At 70.4% G+C, this 17,142-nt stretch carries 19 protein-coding genes; 11 read left to right on the top strand and 8 right to left on the bottom strand.

Annotated features, from left to right (window positions below; all coding sequences use genetic code 11):
* Nucleotides 1-8: 8 nt before the first annotated feature.
* Genes ACWEOE_RS06330 through ACWEOE_RS06310 form a run of 5 tightly spaced genes read left to right on the top strand, consistent with a single transcriptional unit; the run spans nucleotide 9 to nucleotide 5,533 of the window.
* Nucleotides 9-1,385, top strand: coding sequence for an ABC transporter substrate-binding protein (locus ACWEOE_RS06330; RefSeq protein WP_452004749.1), 1,377 nt, complete (start codon nucleotides 9-11; stop codon nucleotides 1,383-1,385).
* On the top strand, nucleotides 1,382-2,404 hold the full coding sequence (locus tag ACWEOE_RS06325; RefSeq protein WP_452004747.1) for a carbohydrate ABC transporter permease: 1,023 nt from the start codon (nucleotides 1,382-1,384) through the stop codon (nucleotides 2,402-2,404). The genes ACWEOE_RS06330 and ACWEOE_RS06325 overlap by 4 nt, the downstream gene beginning before the upstream one ends.
* The gene (locus ACWEOE_RS06320) at nucleotides 2,401-3,285 is read left to right on the top strand and encodes a carbohydrate ABC transporter permease (RefSeq protein ID WP_452004744.1); all 885 of its coding nucleotides are present in this window, start codon (nucleotides 2,401-2,403) and stop codon (nucleotides 3,283-3,285) included. The genes ACWEOE_RS06325 and ACWEOE_RS06320 overlap by 4 nt, the downstream gene beginning before the upstream one ends.
* Nucleotides 3,282-4,547: a 6-phospho-beta-glucosidase gene (locus tag ACWEOE_RS06315; RefSeq protein WP_452004742.1), complete on the top strand. Its 1,266-nt coding sequence runs from the start codon at nucleotides 3,282-3,284 to the stop codon at nucleotides 4,545-4,547. Before ACWEOE_RS06320 ends, ACWEOE_RS06315 begins: the two co-directional genes overlap by 4 nt.
* The gene (locus ACWEOE_RS06310) at nucleotides 4,544-5,533 is read left to right on the top strand and encodes an N-acetylglucosamine kinase (RefSeq protein WP_452004739.1); all 990 of its coding nucleotides are present in this window, start codon (nucleotides 4,544-4,546) and stop codon (nucleotides 5,531-5,533) included. The genes ACWEOE_RS06315 and ACWEOE_RS06310 overlap by 4 nt, the downstream gene beginning before the upstream one ends.
* A 54-nt stretch (nucleotides 5,534-5,587) precedes the next feature.
* On the opposite strand, the gene ACWEOE_RS06305 is transcribed toward ACWEOE_RS06310, so the two are convergent.
* The 3 genes from ACWEOE_RS06305 to ACWEOE_RS06295 are packed head-to-tail and all read right to left on the bottom strand — an operon-like array spanning nucleotide 5,588 to nucleotide 7,412.
* Complete coding sequence (locus tag ACWEOE_RS06305) at nucleotides 5,588-6,097, bottom strand: SRPBCC domain-containing protein (RefSeq protein ID WP_452004736.1); 510 nt, start codon at nucleotides 6,095-6,097, stop codon at nucleotides 5,588-5,590.
* Complete coding sequence (locus ACWEOE_RS06300; protein WP_452005638.1) at nucleotides 6,094-6,456, bottom strand: ArsR/SmtB family transcription factor; 363 nt, start codon at nucleotides 6,454-6,456, stop codon at nucleotides 6,094-6,096. The genes ACWEOE_RS06305 and ACWEOE_RS06300 overlap by 4 nt, the downstream gene beginning before the upstream one ends.
* A gap of 50 nt (nucleotides 6,457-6,506) precedes the next feature.
* Complete coding sequence (locus ACWEOE_RS06295; RefSeq protein ID WP_452004733.1) at nucleotides 6,507-7,412, bottom strand: AraC family transcriptional regulator; 906 nt, start codon at nucleotides 7,410-7,412, stop codon at nucleotides 6,507-6,509.
* Between the two features lie 88 nt (nucleotides 7,413-7,500).
* Between ACWEOE_RS06295 and ACWEOE_RS06290 the strand changes: the two genes are divergently transcribed.
* Nucleotides 7,501-8,478 (top strand): aldo/keto reductase, encoded by a 978-nt coding sequence (locus ACWEOE_RS06290; protein WP_452004731.1) that lies wholly within the window; start codon nucleotides 7,501-7,503, stop codon nucleotides 8,476-8,478.
* 50 nt (nucleotides 8,479-8,528) lie between these two features.
* Here the strand turns inward: ACWEOE_RS06290 and ACWEOE_RS06285 are convergent, their stop codons facing one another.
* Entirely contained in the window at nucleotides 8,529-9,896 is a 1,368-nt protein-coding gene (locus tag ACWEOE_RS06285) for a GntT/GntP/DsdX family permease (RefSeq protein ID WP_452004728.1), read from the bottom strand.
* Nucleotides 9,893-10,387: a gluconokinase gene (locus ACWEOE_RS06280; protein WP_452004727.1), complete on the bottom strand. Its 495-nt coding sequence runs from the start codon at nucleotides 10,385-10,387 to the stop codon at nucleotides 9,893-9,895. Before ACWEOE_RS06280 ends, ACWEOE_RS06285 begins: the two co-directional genes overlap by 4 nt.
* A gap of 99 nt (nucleotides 10,388-10,486) precedes the next feature.
* Between ACWEOE_RS06280 and ACWEOE_RS06275 the strand changes: the two genes are divergently transcribed.
* Nucleotides 10,487-11,197: a FadR/GntR family transcriptional regulator gene (locus tag ACWEOE_RS06275; RefSeq protein ID WP_452004725.1), complete on the top strand. Its 711-nt coding sequence runs from the start codon at nucleotides 10,487-10,489 to the stop codon at nucleotides 11,195-11,197.
* A 25-nt stretch (nucleotides 11,198-11,222) separates the two neighbouring features.
* Nucleotides 11,223-12,197, top strand: a complete 975-nt coding sequence (locus ACWEOE_RS06270) for a cobalamin biosynthesis protein CobD/CbiB (protein WP_452004721.1) — start codon at nucleotides 11,223-11,225, stop codon at nucleotides 12,195-12,197.
* A gap of 102 nt (nucleotides 12,198-12,299) precedes the next feature.
* On the opposite strand, the gene ACWEOE_RS06265 is transcribed toward ACWEOE_RS06270, so the two are convergent.
* The 3 genes from ACWEOE_RS06265 to ACWEOE_RS06255 form a co-directional block, all read right to left on the bottom strand.
* Nucleotides 12,300-12,914, bottom strand: coding sequence for an FMN-binding negative transcriptional regulator (locus tag ACWEOE_RS06265; RefSeq protein WP_452004718.1), 615 nt, complete (start codon nucleotides 12,912-12,914; stop codon nucleotides 12,300-12,302).
* A gap of 67 nt (nucleotides 12,915-12,981) precedes the next feature.
* A complete protein-coding gene (locus ACWEOE_RS06260; RefSeq protein ID WP_452005635.1) occupies nucleotides 12,982-13,812 on the bottom strand; it encodes an SURF1 family cytochrome oxidase biogenesis protein in 831 nt (276 codons plus the stop codon).
* Between the two features lie 78 nt (nucleotides 13,813-13,890).
* A complete protein-coding gene (locus ACWEOE_RS06255; protein ID WP_452004716.1) occupies nucleotides 13,891-14,352 on the bottom strand; it encodes a low molecular weight protein-tyrosine-phosphatase in 462 nt (153 codons plus the stop codon).
* 41 nt (nucleotides 14,353-14,393) lie between these two features.
* Here ACWEOE_RS06255 and ACWEOE_RS06250 point away from each other — a divergent pair, with 41 nt between their 5' ends.
* The 3 genes from ACWEOE_RS06250 to ACWEOE_RS06240 are packed head-to-tail and all read left to right on the top strand — an operon-like array spanning nucleotide 14,394 to nucleotide 17,122.
* Nucleotides 14,394-15,215 carry a Nif3-like dinuclear metal center hexameric protein gene (locus ACWEOE_RS06250; RefSeq protein ID WP_452004714.1) on the top strand — a complete coding sequence of 274 codons (822 nt, stop codon included), beginning with the start codon at nucleotides 14,394-14,396 and terminating at the stop codon, nucleotides 15,213-15,215.
* 36 nt (nucleotides 15,216-15,251) lie between these two features.
* Complete coding sequence (locus ACWEOE_RS06245; RefSeq protein WP_452004712.1) at nucleotides 15,252-15,989, top strand: zinc ribbon domain-containing protein; 738 nt, start codon at nucleotides 15,252-15,254, stop codon at nucleotides 15,987-15,989.
* Nucleotides 15,986-17,122 (top strand): bifunctional RNase H/acid phosphatase, encoded by a 1,137-nt coding sequence (locus ACWEOE_RS06240; protein ID WP_452004709.1) that lies wholly within the window; start codon nucleotides 15,986-15,988, stop codon nucleotides 17,120-17,122. The genes ACWEOE_RS06245 and ACWEOE_RS06240 overlap by 4 nt, the downstream gene beginning before the upstream one ends.
* Nucleotides 17,123-17,142 lie beyond the last annotated feature (20 nt).

Below are 17,142 nucleotides of genomic sequence, written 5' to 3'. Positions count from 1 at the left end.
GGAGGGTCATGGCCCCCACGACCCGCATCCGGAGGATCGCGCGAAGGCGTGGTTCCCTGCTGCTGTCCGCCGCGGCCGCCGCCACGCTGCTGGCGACCGCCGCGTGCGGCGCGGCCGCGCCGAGCGGCTCGGGCGCCGCCGCCGCGCCGCCGGACAAGGACGCCAAGCTCACGCTCACCGTCTACAGCAAGTTCACCGACCGCGAGTACGGCGTGGTCACGGCCGCCCTCGACAAGCTGAAAGCCAAGTACCCCAACATCACCATCAACCACGAGGGCAACCAGGACGACGACAAGCTCACGCAGTCGATCCGCGGCGGCAACCCGCCCGACGTGGCGATCTCCTTCTACACCGACAACCTCGGTGCGTGGTGCTCCACCGGCAGCTTCACCGACCTCAAGCCCTACCTCGACCGCGACAAGGTCGACGTGAACCAGATCCCCGAAGCCGTGCGCAACTACACGTCGTACCAGGGCAAGCGCTGCGCCATGCCGATGCTCGCCGACGTCTACGGCCTCTACTACAACAAGGACATGTTCGCGGCGAAGGGCATCACCTCGCCGCCGAAGACCACGACCGAGCTGTTCGAGGACGCGAAGAAGCTCACCGAGTTCAACCCGGACGGCTCCATCAAGACGATGGGCTTCATCCCGGCGATGCCCTTCTACGCCAACCAGGCGCAGTACTGGGCCCCCAACTTCGGCGCACAGTTCATCGGCCCGGACGGCAAGTCCTCTTTGGAGTCCAGCCCCGGCTGGAAGGCGATGTTCGAGTTCCAGAAGAAGCTCATCGACTTCTACGGCGGCCACGACAAGGTCGAGAAGTTCAAGGCCGGCCTGGGCGACGAGTACTCCGCCGACAACGGCTTCCAGAAGGGCAAGCTGGCCATGATGTACGACGGTGAGTTCCGCACCGCGTTCATCAAGGACCAGACTCCGGCGCTGAACTACGCCACCGCGCCCGCGCCGGTCCTCGACAGCATGGCCGACCACTACGGCGCCGGCTTCGCCACCGGCACGATCATCGCGATCCCCAAGGGCGCCAAGAACCCCGGCGCCGCGTGGGAGCTGATCAAGCAGGTCACGCTCGACACCGACACGCTCGTGGACATGGCCAACGGCCTCAAGAACGTGCCCAGCACCACCGCTTCCCTGTCCTCGCCGAAGCTCGACGTGCCGCCGCAGTTCAAGACGTTCCTCGACATCTACGGCAGCGGCAAGCTGGTCGCCAATCCGTCGACGCCGATCGGTGACGCCTTCCTCAAGGCGGTCAACGACTTCGCCGAGAAGTGGCAGGCCGGATCCGTCCCCGACCTCGACGCCGGGCTCAAGCAGGTCGACGCCCAGGTGAACGACGAGCTGGCGCAAAAAGGATCGGGCGGATGACTCTGCCTGAGGGCGCCCCGGCGGTGAAAAGTACCTCGACGCAAGTGCTCGAAGCGAAGGCTTCGCCCGCGCCCACCGGGGCGCGGGCGGGGTCCCGCAAAGCCAAGCGCCGTCGCACGGTGTTCTACTTCATGGCGCCGGCGACACTGGGGTTCCTGATCTTCTTCGGGTACCCGCTCATCGCCACGGTGTACTACTCGTTCACCCGCTACGACCTCATCAACCCTCCACAGTGGATCGGTTTCGACAACTACGTGCGCATGTTCACCAGCGAGCCGCTGGTGCGCACCGCCGCGTACAACACGTTGTGGCTCGTGATCATCCTGACGATCTGCCGGGTGGCGTTCTCACTCGGCGTCGCGTCGGTGATCTCGCGGCTGAAGTCGGGCGTCGGCCTGGTGCGCACGCTGTGCTACCTGCCCACGCTCGCCCCGCCGGCCGCGGCGACGCTCGCGTTCGTGTTCGTGTTCAACCCGCAGTTCGGCCCGGTCAACCGGTTCCTGCACCTCGTGGGCATCGACGGGGGGCTGTGGTTCAACAGCCCGGTGATGTCGAAGCCGTCGCTCACGCTGCTGGCGCTGTGGGGCTCGGGCGAGCTGATGATCATCATCCTCGCCGCGCTGCTCGACGTGCCGACCGAGCAGTACGAGGCCGCAGAGCTCGACGGCGCCGGCGCGGTGCGCAAGTTCTGGCACGTCACGCTGCCCACGATCTCGCCGGTGCTGCTCTTCGGCGTGGTCAACTCGATGATCTACGCGCTGCAGTTCTTCACGCAGGCCATCGTCGCGTCGTCCGCCTCGGCGGGCACGGCCGACGTGGCCGGCAACTCGAAGCTCATCGGCGCACCGGAGAACTCGACGCTGACGTACCCGATCTGGTTGTACGTGCAGGGTTTCCGCTACTTCAACATGGGTTACGCGGCGGCAATGGCCGTGCTGCTGTTCATCGTGTCCGCGGGCTTCACGTGGGTGCTGGTGCGGCAGCTGCGCAAGTCCCAACACCAAGAGGAGGGCGCATGACCACCATCTCGGCCCCCGCGCCCGCGTCGGTGCCGCCGAGGGTGCGGTTCAAACGCCAGTGGGACAAGCGGCTGGGCTTCATCGCGACGCACGCCATCGGCATCGCGCTCGGCGTGATCTTCACCTTGCCGCTGCTGTTCGTGTTCCTCACCGCGGTGATGAAGAGCGACCAGGCCATGACGTCGAGCCTGTGGCCCACGGAATGGCACTTCGAGAACTTCGTGGAGGTGTTCCGGAAGGCGCCGCTGCTGGAGTACTTCGGCAACAGCCTGCTCTACTCCGCACTGGCGACCATCGGCGCGCTCGTGTCGGCCATCCCCGCGGCATACGGCCTCGCGAAGCTGAAGTGGCGTGGCCAGAACCTGTTCTTCATGCTCACGGTGGCCGCGATGATGCTGCCGCCGCAGGTCACGGTCGTGCCGCTGTACGACCTGTGGGTGCGGCTGGGGCTCACCGGCACGCTCGTTCCGCTGATCGTGCCGTATTTCTTCTTCGACGCGTTCTCGATCTTCCTGCTCCGCCAGTTTTTCCTCACCATCCCCAAGGATTACCTGGAAGCGGCGAAGATCGACGGCTGCACCGAGTTCCGCGCCATGACCCGGGTGCTGCTGCCCATGGCCCGCCCCGGGATCGCGGCCACCGCGATGTTCTGTTTCCTGTTCACCTGGAACGACTACTTCGGACCGCTGCTCTACACCGGCGAGAACCAGGAGCACTGGCCGCTTTCGCTGGCCATCGCCTCGTTCCGCGGCATGCACCACGTGGAGTGGAACCTCACGATGGCCGCCACGGCGCTGATCATGGCACCGGTGATCGTGTTGTTCGTGTTCGCGCAGAAATCGTTCGTCAAGGGCATCACGTTCACGGGAGTCAAGGGATGAAGCTGGCAGTCGTCGGTGGCGGGTCCACCTACACGCCGGAGCTGGTCGACGGCATCGCCGACCGCAGGTCCACTTTGGATGTCGACGAGATCGTGCTGATCGACCCCGACGCCTACCGAGTGGAAGCCGTCGGCGGGTTCAGCCGACGGCTGCTCGACCACGCCGGCCACCCGGCTCGGGTGCGCACCACCGCGAACCTGGAAGAAGGCGTCGACGGCGCTTCGGCCGTGCTCATCCAGCTGCGCGTGGGTGGACAGAAGGCGCGGGCGTCGGACGAGACGTTCCCGCACGCGTGCGGCTGCGTCGGCCAGGAGACGACCGGCGCGGGCGGCCTGGCGAAAGCCCTGCGGACCGTGCCGGTGGTGCTCGACATCGCCGAGCGGGTGCGCAAGGTGGCCGGTGCCGACACGTGGATCGTGAACTTCACGAACCCCGTCGGCATCGTCACGCGGGCGCTGCTGCAGGAGGGCCACCGCGCGGTGGGGCTGTGCAACGTCGCGATCAACCTGCAGCGCAAGTTCGCCCGGCTGCTCGGCGCCTCGACCGACGCGGTGCGGCTCGTCCACACCGGGCTCAACCACCTGAGCTGGGAGCGCGGGGTGCTCGTCGACGGCGTCGACCGGCTGCCCGAGCTGCTGGCGCAGCACGCGGAGTTCCTCGGTGAGGAGGTGACCGCGCCCGTCGAGTGGATGCGGCGGATGAACGCCGTGCCGTCGTACTACCTGAAGTACTACTACTCGCACGACGCGCAGGTGGCCAAGCAGCTCACCGAGCGCCCGCGCGCCGAGGTGGTGAGCGACGTCGAGGAGGAGCTGCTGAAGATCTACCTCGACCCGGAGCAGGTCACCAAGCCCGAGTCGCTGGAGAAGCGCGGCGGAGCGTACTACTCGGAGGCGGCGATCCAGCTCGTGCACGCGCTGACCGCGGGCGGGCCGGCCGAAGAGCACGTGGTGAACGTGCGCAACGACGGCACGTTCGGATTCCTGCCCGACGACAGCGTGATCGAGGTGTCGTCCACTGTGGATTCGAGCGGTGCGCGCGCGATTCCCCAGCAGACGGTGGAGCCGCGCTTCGCCGGGCTCATCGCCGCGGTGACCGCATACGAGCACCTGGCGCTGGAGGCCGCGGTGAAGGGCGGGCGTGACCGGGTGGCCGACGCCCTGCTGGCCCACCCGTTGATCGGCCAGTACCCCAAGGCCGACCAGCTGGCCGACTCCCTCGTGTCGCTCAACCGCGATTTCCTGCCGTGGGCCCGCGGATGAGCGAAGCCAGGCCCGCGGTCGTCGCGATCGACGGGGGGAACAGCAAGACCGAGGTGCTCGTGGTGTCGCGCGAAGGCGGTGTGCTCGCCGAATCGCGCGGCCCGGGCGCCTCACCGCAGAACGTCGGCGTCGACGGGTGTGTCGCGGCACTGGAGACGCTGGTGCTCTCGGCGTTGACCTCGGCCGGGTTGCCCGTGACGCGGCCGTTCGGCGTGCACACCTCGGCCTACCTCGCGGGGCTGGATTTCCCGCGTGAGGAGCAGGCGCTGCACACCGCGTTGTTCGCGCGCGGCTGGAGCTCCACCTTGCACGTGGGCAACGACGTGCTGGCGCTGCTGCGCGCGGGCAGCTCCGACGGCACCGGGGTCGCGGTGGTGTGCGGCGCCGGCATCAACGGCGCCGGCGTCGGCCCCGACGGGCGCGTGCACCGCTTTCCCGCGCTGGGCAAGATCTCCGGCGACTGGGGCGGCGGCTACCGGCTCGGTGAGGAAGCCTTGTGGTGGGCCGTGCGCGCGGAGGACGGGCGTGGTCCGTCGACGGCGTTGCTGGCGGCGGTGTCAGGCTTCTTCGGCGTGCCAAAGGTGTTCGACGTGGTGCAGGGCCTGCACTTCCAGGAGATCGACTCGGCCCGCATCCACGGCCTGTGCCCGCTGCTGTTCGACGTCGCCGCCGCCGGTGACGAGGTCGCGCAGCAGATCGTGACCCGGTTCGTGGAGGAGGTGAGCGTGTTCGCCGCGGTGATCCTGCGGCGGTTGGACCTCACCACGTCCGCGCCCGAGGTCGTGCTCGGCGGGGGAGTGCTCACCGGCGTCGGCCCGGCGGTGATCTCCGAGATCGAGCGGCGCTGCCTGAAGGTGGCGCCGCGCGCGGTGGTGCGGGTGGTCGACGTGAACCCGGTTGTCGGCGCGGCCCTGTTCGGGCTCGACGAGCTCGGCGCCCCGGCTTCGGCCAAAGCCGCCCTCAAGGCGGCCACGCAACGCATCTGACGGTGGAGCGGCGGTGTCCGCTGTGGACACCGCCGCCCGCCGTCGGCTGAACCCTCAGCCGACGATGTTCTTCCCGGTCTCCAGCACCGACTTGAGGTCGGACAGCACCCAGGCCCAGCCGCCGCCCGCGCTTTCGCCCGGACCGGCGTCCACGTTCTCCATCGCGCCCGACACCAGAGCCGCGTGCCCGGGTGCGTTCGTGACGTCGTGGGTCACGGTCAGTCTGGTGCCCGCGGTCTTGGTTTCCTCGATGTCGTAGGTGAGCGTGGTGTAGGGCTCCGCGACGAGACTCGGGTCCATCAGCAGCTTCCACGTGATCACGAGCCGGCGCGGCGGGTCGGACTCGAGCACCTCGCCGTCGAGCAGGTCGCACGTGAAGCCGGCGTCGATGAACTCCTGCGTCGGCTTGGTGCGGTGCTTGCCGCCCGTCTTGAGGTCGAACTCGGCCAGCCCGGAGTACCCGTACTTCTGCGTCCACTCCGGCTTGGTGATCGCGTCCCAGATCGCCTGCGGCGTCGCACGGATGTACACGCGGTTGACCTGAACGGTCTTGGTGTCGCTCATCTCGGTGGCTCCCTCGTCTCCAGTTCGGACTTCAGCTCCAGCAGCGCCGACACGTGGCGCTCGGTGTACTTGTCGATCCAGCGGTCGTGGATCTCCCGGATCGGCACGGGGTTGAGGAAATGCAGCTTCTCCCGCCCCTCCTTGCGCGTGACGACCAGCCCGGCCTCTTCGAGCACCTTCAGGTGCTTCATGACCCCGAAGCGCGTCATGTCCACTTCGGACTCCAGCTCGGTGAGCGTGCGGCCGTCCCGCTCGAACAGCCGATCCAGCAGACCCCGGCGGGTCGGATCCGCCAGCGCCTTGAACACCAAGTCGTCGAACACCAGGTCGTCAGGCACACCGCGAGAATAGGTGACCAAAAGGTCACGTGTCAACCCGTGCTGGATTCACGGTGTGGTGTTTGGGCTGATCAGCGGGTTCGGCTGCTCGCGGGGGACACCCCGGTCACCCGCTTGAACGCCGCACTGAACGCGCTCTCCGACCCGTACCCCCATCGTGGCGCAACGGCCGCGACCGTCCGCCCGTCGGCGAGTTCGCGAGTGGCACCGGCGATGCGCCGGTGCAGGAGGTAGTCCATGGGGGACAGCCCGATCAACGCCTTGAACCGCGAGGCGAACACGCTGCGCGACAGTCGGGCCACGGTGGCGAGCCGGGCGACCGTCCACGGCTCGGCGGGGTGCTGGTGCATCGCGGCGAGTGCGGCGCGGACGGCGGGGTCGCGGAGGCCGGAGAGCCACGCGGGTTGGGCGTCTGCGCCGAGGAGGGCGCGCACGACGTGCACGGAGAGGACCTGGGTGAGGTGCTCGCGCATCGCGGTGCCGCCGAGGAGGCCGGGAGTTTCGAAGGCGAGCAGCCGCAGCGTCGAGTTCAGCACCTCGGCCGTGTGCGGGTCGGTGATGGCGGCCGAGGACCCGAGGTCCGCCAGCAGCGCGGCCACGGCCGGGTCCGTGAAATCCAAGGTGGCGCCGACCAGCACGGTGCCACTCGAGGGGCCGGCGTGGCCGTCGACGCCGGTGAACACGCTGCGACCCTCGACGGGCGCGACGTCGGGCGCGCTGGCCGTGACGTACGCGGCGTCGCGGCCGATGAGGTAGCAGTCGCCGGCCGAGAGGGAGACCGGGGCACCCTCCTCGGGCAGCAGCCAGCACGAGCCCGACGTCACGGTGATCACCTTGGGGTGCGACCCGTCGAACCGCACGGCCCAGTCGCCGCCCGCTGTGAGCCGGGCCGGGAGCGCCGGGCGGACGTCGGCCACCGACAGGACGTCGGAGAGGGGATCCGGACGATCCAGCACGAGTTCCGGACGTTCGCTCATGGTGTGCGCTCACCACCGTTCCTAGCGTGGAAACGAGAAGAAAGGACTCCTCGTGCATTACCAACAACTCGGGGCCACCGGAACTTTCGTGTCCAGGATCGCACTGGGCACCATGACGTTCGGCGGGGCCGGCCGGCCGCCGTGGAACGTGATCGGCGCGCTCGACCTGAAAGCAGCCGACGAACTCGTCGGCATCGCGCTGGACCAGGGCGTGAACCTCATCGACACCGCCGACATGTACGCCGGTGGCGAGACCGAGGAAATGCTCGGCAAGATCCTCAAGGGCCGCCGCCGTGACGTGGTGCTCGCCACCAAGGCGTACGCGCGCATGGGCGCCGGCCCCAACGAGGTCGGGCTGTCCCGCCTGTACCTGCGTAACGCGATCGAGGACAGCCTGCGCCGCCTCGGCACCGACCACATCGACCTCTACCAGATCCACGCCCACGACCACCTGACCCCGATCGACGAGACGCTCTCGGCCCTGGACGACGCCGTCCGCCAGGGGAAGATCAGCTACATCGGCACGTCGAACACCTTCGCCTGGCAGCTCGCCAAGGCCCTCGGGGTTGCCGACCTGCGGGGTTACCCGCGGTTCGTGTCGCTGCAGGCGTACTACTCGCTCGTGGGCCGCGACCTGGAGCGTGAGCTGCTGCTGCTGGTGAACGAGGAGAAGCTCGGCCTGCTCGTCTACAGCCCGCTGGCCGGCGGGTTCCTCTCCGGCAAGTTCACCCGCGACAGCCACGACGCCACCGGCCGCCGCGCCCAGGCCGACAACCCGCCGCTCGACCGCGAACGCGGCTACGCCATCGTTGACGTCCTGCGCACGGTCGCCGCCCGGCACGACGTCGGCGTCGCGCGAGTTGCCCTGGCCTGGGTGCTGGCGCAGCGCGGGGTGACCAGCGTGATCGTCGGCGCGAAGCGGCCGGACCAGTTGCGGGAGAACCTCGCCGCCGTCGACCTGCAGCTGGACGAACAGGATCTCGCCGAGCTGGACGCCGTCAGCGCGCTGCCGCCGGAGTACCCGGCCTGGGCGCTGGCCGGTTCCTACCCGGCACGCACGCCCTAGAAATACACCTAGCCGAGTACGCCTAGCCGAGTACACGTAGCCGAATTCGCCTAGACGAGCGCGCCCAGCGGCAGGATCAGCACGATCGCCACCACCGAGATCACCGTCTCCATCACCGACCACGTCTTCAGCGTCTGCCCGACCGACATGCCGAAGTACTCCTTGACCAGCCAGAACCCGGCGTCGTTCACGTGCGAGAAGAACAGCGAACCCGCGCCGATGGCGAGCACGAGCAGGGCGTTGTGGGTCGGGTCGAGGGTGGCGGCCAGGGGCGCGACGATGCCGGCCGCGGACACGGTGGCGACGGTCGCGGAGCCGGTGGCCAGGCGGATCGCGACGGCGACCAGCCAGCCGAGCAGCAGGGGTGAGAGGTGGGCGCCGGTGGAGAGGTTGGTGATCACGGTGCCGACGCCGGCGTCCACCAGCGTCTGCTTGAACCCGCCGCCGGCGGCCACGATGAGCATGATGCCCGCGATCGGCGCGAGCGAGTCGCTGATGATCGACGACAGCTTGGCCCGGTGCAGCCCCGCCGGGCGGCCGAGCAGGACCATGCCGAGGAGCACTGCGACCAGCAGCGCCACCAGCGGGTCGCCGACGAAGTCGAGCACGCGGCGCACGGCGTTTTCCTTGCCCAGCAGGATGTCCGCGAGCGCCTTCAGCAGCATCAGCACCACGGGCAGCAGCACTGTCGTCAGCGTCGCGCCGAAGCTGGGCCGGCGGTCGACGTCGGTGCTCCCCGACTCGGGCACGAGCCGCTTCGGCGGCTCGGCGGCCGGCACCCAACGCGAAGCGACGTGGCCGAACAGCGGGCCGGCGATGATCACCGTCGGGATGCCGACGAGCAGGCCGAGCGCGAGCGTGATGCCCACGTTGGCGTTCAGCGCGCCCACCGCGGCGAGCGGCCCGGGGTGCGGCGGGATCAGGCCGTGGAGCACGGACAGGCCGGCGAGCGCCGGAATTCCCAGCAGCAGCACGGGTTTCCCGCTGCGCTTGGCGACCAGCAGCACGACCGGGATCAGCATCACGAGCCCGATCTCGAAGAACATCGGCAGCCCGATCAGCGCGGCGACCAGCGCCATCGCCCAGGGCAGTCCCTTGCCGCGCACCCGGCCGAGGATGGTGTCCACGATCCGGTCCGCGCCACCGGAGTCGGCCAGCAGTTTGCCGAGCATCGCGCCGAAGGCGATCAGCAACCCGACCGACGCGACCGTGCTGCCGACGCCGGATTCGAAGCTCTTCAACAGCTTGTCCACGGGCATGCCGGCGACGATCCCGAGCACCCCCGAGCCGATCGTCAACGCCAGCAACGGATGCAGCTTCAGCTTGCTGATCAGCACCACGATCACGGCGATGGCGAGCACCGTCGCGAGGATCAGGCGGGTGTCGTGGCCGGTCCAGCCGGTGGCGAGGGTGGTCATGCACGCTCCCGGAACGCGTGAAGCGCCGCCTCGACGAGGGCGGCGGGGGGTTCGGTGATCTCGACGACGGTGCCCGGCTCGTCCGGCTGCAGCGGTTCGAGGTCCGCGAGCTGGGAGTCGAGCAGGGTGACGGGCATGAAGTGGCCCTTGCGGGTCTGCATGCGCTCGGCGAGCAGGGCGCGCTCGCCGTGGAGGTGGAGGAACCAGACGTCGCCGCCGGCTCTCAGCTCGTCGCGGTAGCGGCGTTTCAGCGCGGACGAGGACACGACCCCGCCGGTCTCCTCGTGCTGTGCGATCCAGCGCGCGATGGCCTGCAGCCAGGGCTCGCGGTCCTCGTCGGTGAGCGCGTGACCCGCGGTCATCTTGGCGATGTTGGCCGGTGGGTGGAAGGTGTCGGCCTCGGCGTAGGTCACGCCGAGCCGCTCGGCCAGCGCCTCGCCGACGGTCGTCTTCCCCGAGCCGGCAACACCCATCACGACGATGACGGTCATCCGCCCCACCTCCTTGTGTCGCCCAAGAGTGAAACCCAAAAGTACTACTTATTCAAGATGAAGTAGTACTTAATCGAATCAGCCCGCTAGGTTGTCCGGATGGGGAGTGACCGCCACGAGGAAGTCCTCGACGCGCTGGGCGCCGCGATCGCCAACGGCGAGCTGTCGCCGGGCTCCGTCCTGCGCTCCGACGACCTGCAGGAACGCTTCGGCGCCTCCCGCACGGTCGCGCGCGAGGTCGTGCGCGTGCTCGAGACGATGGGGCTCACCACGAGCCGCCGGCGCGTCGGCGTGATCGTGAGCGAACCGGCCGGCTGGAACCACTACGACCCGCGCCTGATCCGCTGGCAGCTCGACGGCTCCGCCCGCCCCGCGGCCCTGCGCACCCTGAACGAGCTGCGCTCCGGCGTCGAACCGTCGGCCGCGCGGTTCGCGGCCCTGCGCGCCACACCGGAAGACCGCGGCCGCCTGCGTGCGCTGGGGCACCGGCTGGAGGAGACGGCCCGCGCCCGCGACCTGACCACGTTCCTCGGCCACGACATCGCTTTCCACGACCTGCTGCTTTCGGCGTCGGGGAACCCGATGTTCGCGCAGCTGTCGTCGGTGGTCGCCGAAGTCCTCGCCGGCCGCACCTCTCACGGCCTCATGCCCGAGGAACCCCAGCCCGAAGCCGTCGCCCTGCACGGGGAAGTCGCCGCCGCCATCGACGCCGGCGACGCGGCCCGTGCCGAACGCGCCATGCGCGACATCGTGGACCAGGCACGCGACGAAATCGCCGCCGCGGTGTCGAGTAACCTCGGCGAACACTGACAACCACGTACCCGGGGGGCCACTGGTGAGCGCGGCCCGCGCGATCGGCTTGATCCTCGGCCTGGCGGCCGACGGTGTCCTCGGCAACCCCCGGCACCGCCCGCCCGTCACGGCCTTCCGCCGGCTTGCGACGCAGGGTTCGGGCGTTGTCGGTGGGGAGCCTGGGGAATCCGTTGCCGGCGGCGACGAACGTGCAGGAGAGCCGGCCACCGCCCGTGCCGCCGTAACCGGGCTGGGCCTCGCGGGTGCCGCCGTCGCCGTCGGGCTGGTCGTCGAGCGGGCCGGGCGGGGGCGGCCGCTGGTGCAGGCCGCGGTCACGGCCGTCACGACGTGGGCCGTGGTCGGCGCCGCCGGCCTCGCGACGCAGGGCACCGAGCTCGCTCGCGACCTCGAAGAGGGCCGGCTCGAACCGGCGCGCGGCACACTGTCCGAATTGGACCCGCGCGTTGCCGACGGGCTGGGCATGATCGCGCTTTCCCGGGCAGCCGTGGAAACCCTGGCGGAGAACACGTCCGAAGTGGTCGTCGCGCCGTTGCTGTGGGGGGCGCTGGCCGGGGTGCCGGGGCTGGTCGCCTCGCGGACCATCAGCGTGCTCGCGCGCGGGCAGGCGGGTCACTGGCTCGTCGCGCGGCTCGACGAGCTCGTGCACCTCGTCCCGACGCGCGTGGCGGCGGCGCTGACGGTGCTGGCCGCGCCGGTCGTCGGCGGGTCGGCGGGCGGCGCGTGGCGGGCGTGGCGCCGCGACACGATCGCGCACCCCAGCCCCAACGCCGGCCGCGTGGAGGCCGCTTTCGCGGGAGCGCTGGAGATCCGCGTGGGCGGGCGCACGGTCTACCCGCACGGCGTCGTCGAGCTGCCCGTGCTGGGCGTCGGCCGCAATCCGGACGCCGGGCACGTCACGCGCGCGGTGGAGCTGTCGCGGGTCGTCGGCTGGCTGGCGGGCGCGACGTCGGTCACGGTGGCCGTGCTCGCCGGCGCGCGCCGCCGCGCGAAGAAGTAGCCGTGCCGATCGTTACCAATCCGACCACAGTCACGGCCGGATGACTTCTTGGCGAAGGTAACGTGCCGCGAGGGGGTCGGCCTACTTTTGGTCGGCTCGGCACTAGCCGCGGCGCTGGAGGTGCTCCAGCGCGCCGGCGTCCAACGGCCCGCCCCGCACGGCCAGCTTCCCCGCGATCCGCTCCCGGTCGGCGGGTGTCTTGTTGCCGCCGTACTTGAACTTCGCCTGCACCGACGTCACGGTCAGCTCGATCCCGCGGATCCCCGGCAGCAGCCGCCGGTCCGGCGCGTCGACCGCCGACACCGGCGTGCGCCCGCTGCCCGGCTCGAAGTGCCCGAGCTGACGGTTGAGCAGCGCCGCCTTCTCCTCGGGATCGTCGACCACGCGCACGTCGCACGCCAGCTGCGCGGTCGCGTAGTACGACGTCGGCACGCCCAAGGCCGGATCGTCCGCCGTGTTCCAGTCCGAACGGATGTAGGTGTACTCACCGATCACCGTCAGCACTGCGCGCGGGTGCTCCTCCAGCAACGGCCACACCGGGTTGGGCCGCGCGAGGTGCAGCCACACGGTGGCCTCGCCGTCGAAGGTGAAGTGCGTCGGCACGACCACCGGGAGATCACGGCCGCGGCCACCGGCCACGAGCTGGCCGAAGTCGTGGCCCGTGAGCCACTGCCGCCATTCCGCGTCGTCCCCGGCGTCCCAGGGGTGGATCAACATGACGTCGAGTATCGCCGCCAGAAGTGGCCACGAGACAGGGCCAATCCCGGGCGAAAACGAGCGACCACTAGCGGGAGCGGGTGAACTCTTCCTCGTCCTCGGCCAGCATCTCCGCCACGGACTTGCGCCGCGTGCGCTCCGGCTTCTCCGTGGTCAGCGCACCACCCGGCTTGAGCTCCCGGATCGTGAAGTACAGCCAGCCCAGGATCGCCATGCTGCCGAACGCCAGCCACTGCAGCGCGTAGGAGAAGAACGGCCCCGAGTCCAGCTGCGGCAGCGGCAGCGCGCCGAGCACGCCGGGCTGGTTCTGGTCGAGCTGGAAGTAGCCGGGCCGGATCGTCAGGCCCGACGAGCGCGCCACGACCTGCGAGTCGACCGTGTAGCTCTGCAGCTTCCCCTTCGTCGACGCGTCGGAGAACGCATCGCGGTGCTTCGGGTCGACCTCGTCGCTGCGCACCCGCGCGACCACGGTGACCTGGCCACCGGGCGCGGCGGCGTAGGGGAGCACGCCGGACTGGTCGTCGAGCCGCACGTAACCGCGGTCGATCAGGTACACGGTCCCGTCGGTCGCCCGCAGCGGCGTGAGCACCTCGTACGCGCCTTCGCCCTGCACTGTCCGCAACCGCGCCACCACCTCGGCCGACGGCAGGTAGGTACCCGTGATCGAGACGAGGTGCCACTCGGTGTTCTGGTCGGGCTTCACCCCGGCCGGCAGGTCCTGTGTCACCGGCACCGGCTTCGCGGTGAACGACGCGGTCAGCGCGTTGTTCTGGGCCGACTGCTCGGCGTCGCGCCGGAACTGCCACGGCGCGAGCAGGGTGTAACAACAGACGGCGAAGGTGAACACCACCACCGTCAGTGCCAGCCAGCCGGGCCGGAGCAGAAACCGCAACCGCACCCCCTCACGGTAGGCCGTCGCTTCCACCCCGCGCTCGGCGACCTCTCCCACCTGTGATTTTCCCCGGACAAACGGGGCTCAATCGTGCGTGCGCACCCATTCGATAAGGCCGGGCATCGCGCGCTCGATCATCGCCAGCACGTCCTCGAAGCCGTCGGCCCCGCCGTAGTACGGATCGGGCACCTCGGCCCCGACCTTCGCCGTCGGGTCGAACTCCCGCAGCAGCCGCACCTTCTCCGGCTCCGCGACGCGCCCGCGCAGGAAATCGAGGTGCCCCTCGTCCGCCGCGAGCAGCAGGTCGGCCTTCAGGTCCTCGTCGTTCACCTCCGACGCCACGTGCTGCGTCGGATAGCCGTGCGCGCGCAACGTCGCCTGCGCCCGCCGATCCGCCGGCTCCCCGGCGTGCCACGGTCCGGTCCCGGCGCTGGACACCGACACCCGGTCGGCCAGCCCGGCCTCGTCGAGCTTCGCGCGGAACACGAGCTCCGCCATGGGGGAGCGGCAGATGTTGCCTGAACACACGAACACCACTGAAGTCACGGGTCCCGAGTCTGCCCCAACCCTCGTGGGAGGATCCCGTGGTGCCTGCCCTAGCCGAGATCCTCGACGTCCTCGAACGCCACTACCCGCCGCGCCTCGCCGAGAAGTGGGACGCCGTCGGGCTCGTGTGCGGGGACCCGGCGGAGGAGGTCACGCGGGTGCTGTTCTGCGTGGACCCGGTCGAGGAGACGGTGACGGAAGCCGAAGACCTGGGTGCGCAGCTGATCGTCGCCCACCACCCGCTGCTGCTGCGCGGGGTGCACGGCGTGCCCGCCGACACGGTCAAGGGCGGGCTCGTGCACCGGCTCATCCGGGGCGGCCGCGCGCTCTACTGCGCCCACACCAACGCCGACTCGGCCGACCCCGGCGTGTCCGACGCGCTCGCGAGCGCCATCGGCCTCGAGGTCGACCGCCCGCTCGACCCGCAGGAACCCAGTGGCCGCACGGGGATCGGGCGCATCGGGCACCTGGCGGAGCCCGAGCCGTTCGCGGTGTTCGTGCAGCGCGTCGCCGAGGCGTTGCCGGCCACGGTGCCCGGGGTGCTCGGGGCGGGGGACCCGGACCGGCCGATCCGCACCGTCGCGGTGTCCGGCGGGGCGGGCGACTCCTACCTCGCGCGGGCGGCCGCCGAGGGCGTCGACGCGTACGTGACGGCAGACCTGCGCCACCACCCCGCCGGCGAGCACCTCGCCGCCGCCGGGGGCGTGCCCGCCCTGGTCGGGCTCACGCACTGGGCCAGCGAATGGCCCTGGTGCGGGCAGGCCTCGGCCCTCCTCGACGCGGCCTTTGCGGGTAACGTCGACACTCACGTCTCCACGCGGTGCACCGACCCGTGGACCGTCCGCGCGACCCCCGCCGGCTGAACCACCGGCAAGACCACCAAGTCCACAAGGAGCACCGTGAAGGCCGACCCCGCCGTCCAGCGCCAGCTGCTCGAACTCGCGAAGGTGGACGCCGAGCTTTCGCGCACCGCGCACCGCCGGCGCACCCTGCCCGAGCTCGCCGAGATCGAGGCAGGTGAGAAGACCGTGCGCGAAAAGCGCGACGCGCTGGTGTCCGTGCAGACCGCCGCCTCGGACCTCGACCGCGAGATCGCGCGGCAGGAGAAAGAGGTCGAGTCGGTGCGGGCCCGCGAGGACCGTGACCGCAAGCTGCTCGATTCGGGCTCCGTCAACGCCAAGCAGATGACCGACATCGAGCACGAGCTGCAGACGCTCGGCCGCCGTCAGGCCGCGCTCGAGGACGACCTGCTGGAGCTCATGGAGCAGCGCGAGGCCCTCGAGCTCGACGCGCAGCGCACCGGCGCCGAGGTCGACAAGGCCGAGGCGAGCGTGGCGGCGGCCGTCGAGCGTCGTGACGAGGAGTTCAAGGACCTCGACACCACGCGCGCCCGCCGCGAGGAGGACCGCGAGAAGCTCGTGCCGCGGTTCCCGGAGCCGGTGCTGAAGCTGTACGAGCGCGTGCTGGCGCACAAGGGCATCGGCGCGGCACTACTGCGTGCGCGCCGCTGCGGCGCCTGCCAGCTGGAGCTCGACCGCAACACCATCGCCGAGATCAAGGCGACACCGGAGGACACCATCGTCCAGTGCGAGAACTGCGGCGCGATCCTCGTCCGCACGTTGGAGTCGGGCCTGTGACCGAACGGGTTGTCGTCGAAGCCGACGGGGGTTCCCGGGGCAACCCGGGCCCGGCCGGCTACGGCGCGGTCGTGAAGGACGCCGCCACCGGCGAGGTGCTGGCCGAGCGCCACGAGTACCTCGGCGTGGTCACCAACAACGTCGCCGAGTACTCGGGGCTCATCGCGGCCCTGACCGCCGCCGCCGAGGTTGGGGCGTCCACTGTGGACGTACGGATGGACTCCAAGCTCGTGGTCGAGCAGATGTCCGGGCGCTGGAAGATCAAGCACGCCGCGCTGCAGCCGCTCGCGGCCCGGGCGCGTGAACTCGCGGCCGGGTTCGATCGTGTCACTTACATGTGGATCCCCCGCGCTGAGAACTCCCACGCCGACCGCCTCGCCAACGTCGCCATGGACAGCGGCAGCGGCAAACCCGCCGGCGCACCGGAGCCGCAGGTCGAGACCACCGGGACCGGCGAGGCCGACCGCGTCGCCAAGGCCGGCTGGACCGGCGCGCGCGGAACCCCAACCCGCCTGCTGCTCCTGCGCCACGGCCAGACCGAGATGTCGGTGGACCGCCGCTACTCCGGCCGCGGCGACGTGCCGCTCACCGAGCGCGGGCAGGGCCAGGCCGCTGCGGCGGCGAAGCGGCTGGCCGCGTGGCCGGGGCTGATCGGCGAGGACGGCGAGGTCGCGCCCATCGTCTCCTCACCGCTGACCCGGACCAAGCAGACCGCGCAGGCCGTGGCCGATGCGCTCGGTACCCGCTTCGTCACGCACCCGGGCCTGATCGAGACCGACTTCGGCCAGTGGGAGGGCCTCACCTTCGCCGAGGCCGCCGAGCGCGACCCCGAACTGCACCGCTGCTGGCTGCGCGACTCGACGTGCTCGCCGCCCGGGGGCGAGAGCTTCGACGCCGTCCACGAGCGCGTCGAGGGGGCCCGGCGCGAGCTCATCGAGCAGCACGAAGGCCGGACGATCATCGTCGTCAGCCACGTCACGCCCATCAAGACACTCCTGCGGATCGGCCTCGACGCGGGCCCGAGCCTGCTGTTCCGCCTGCACCTGGACCTGGCGTCGCTCTCGATCGTGGAGTTCTACCCGGATGGCAACTCCTCCGTGCATCTGGCCAACGACATCTCCCACCTGTCCTGAACGGCTCGACCACCTCTCCT

This window comes from Amycolatopsis sp. NPDC004368, assembly GCF_053602515.1.
The sequence above is the reverse complement of the archived record's forward strand: the minus strand, read 5'-3'. Positions and strand labels throughout refer to the sequence as shown.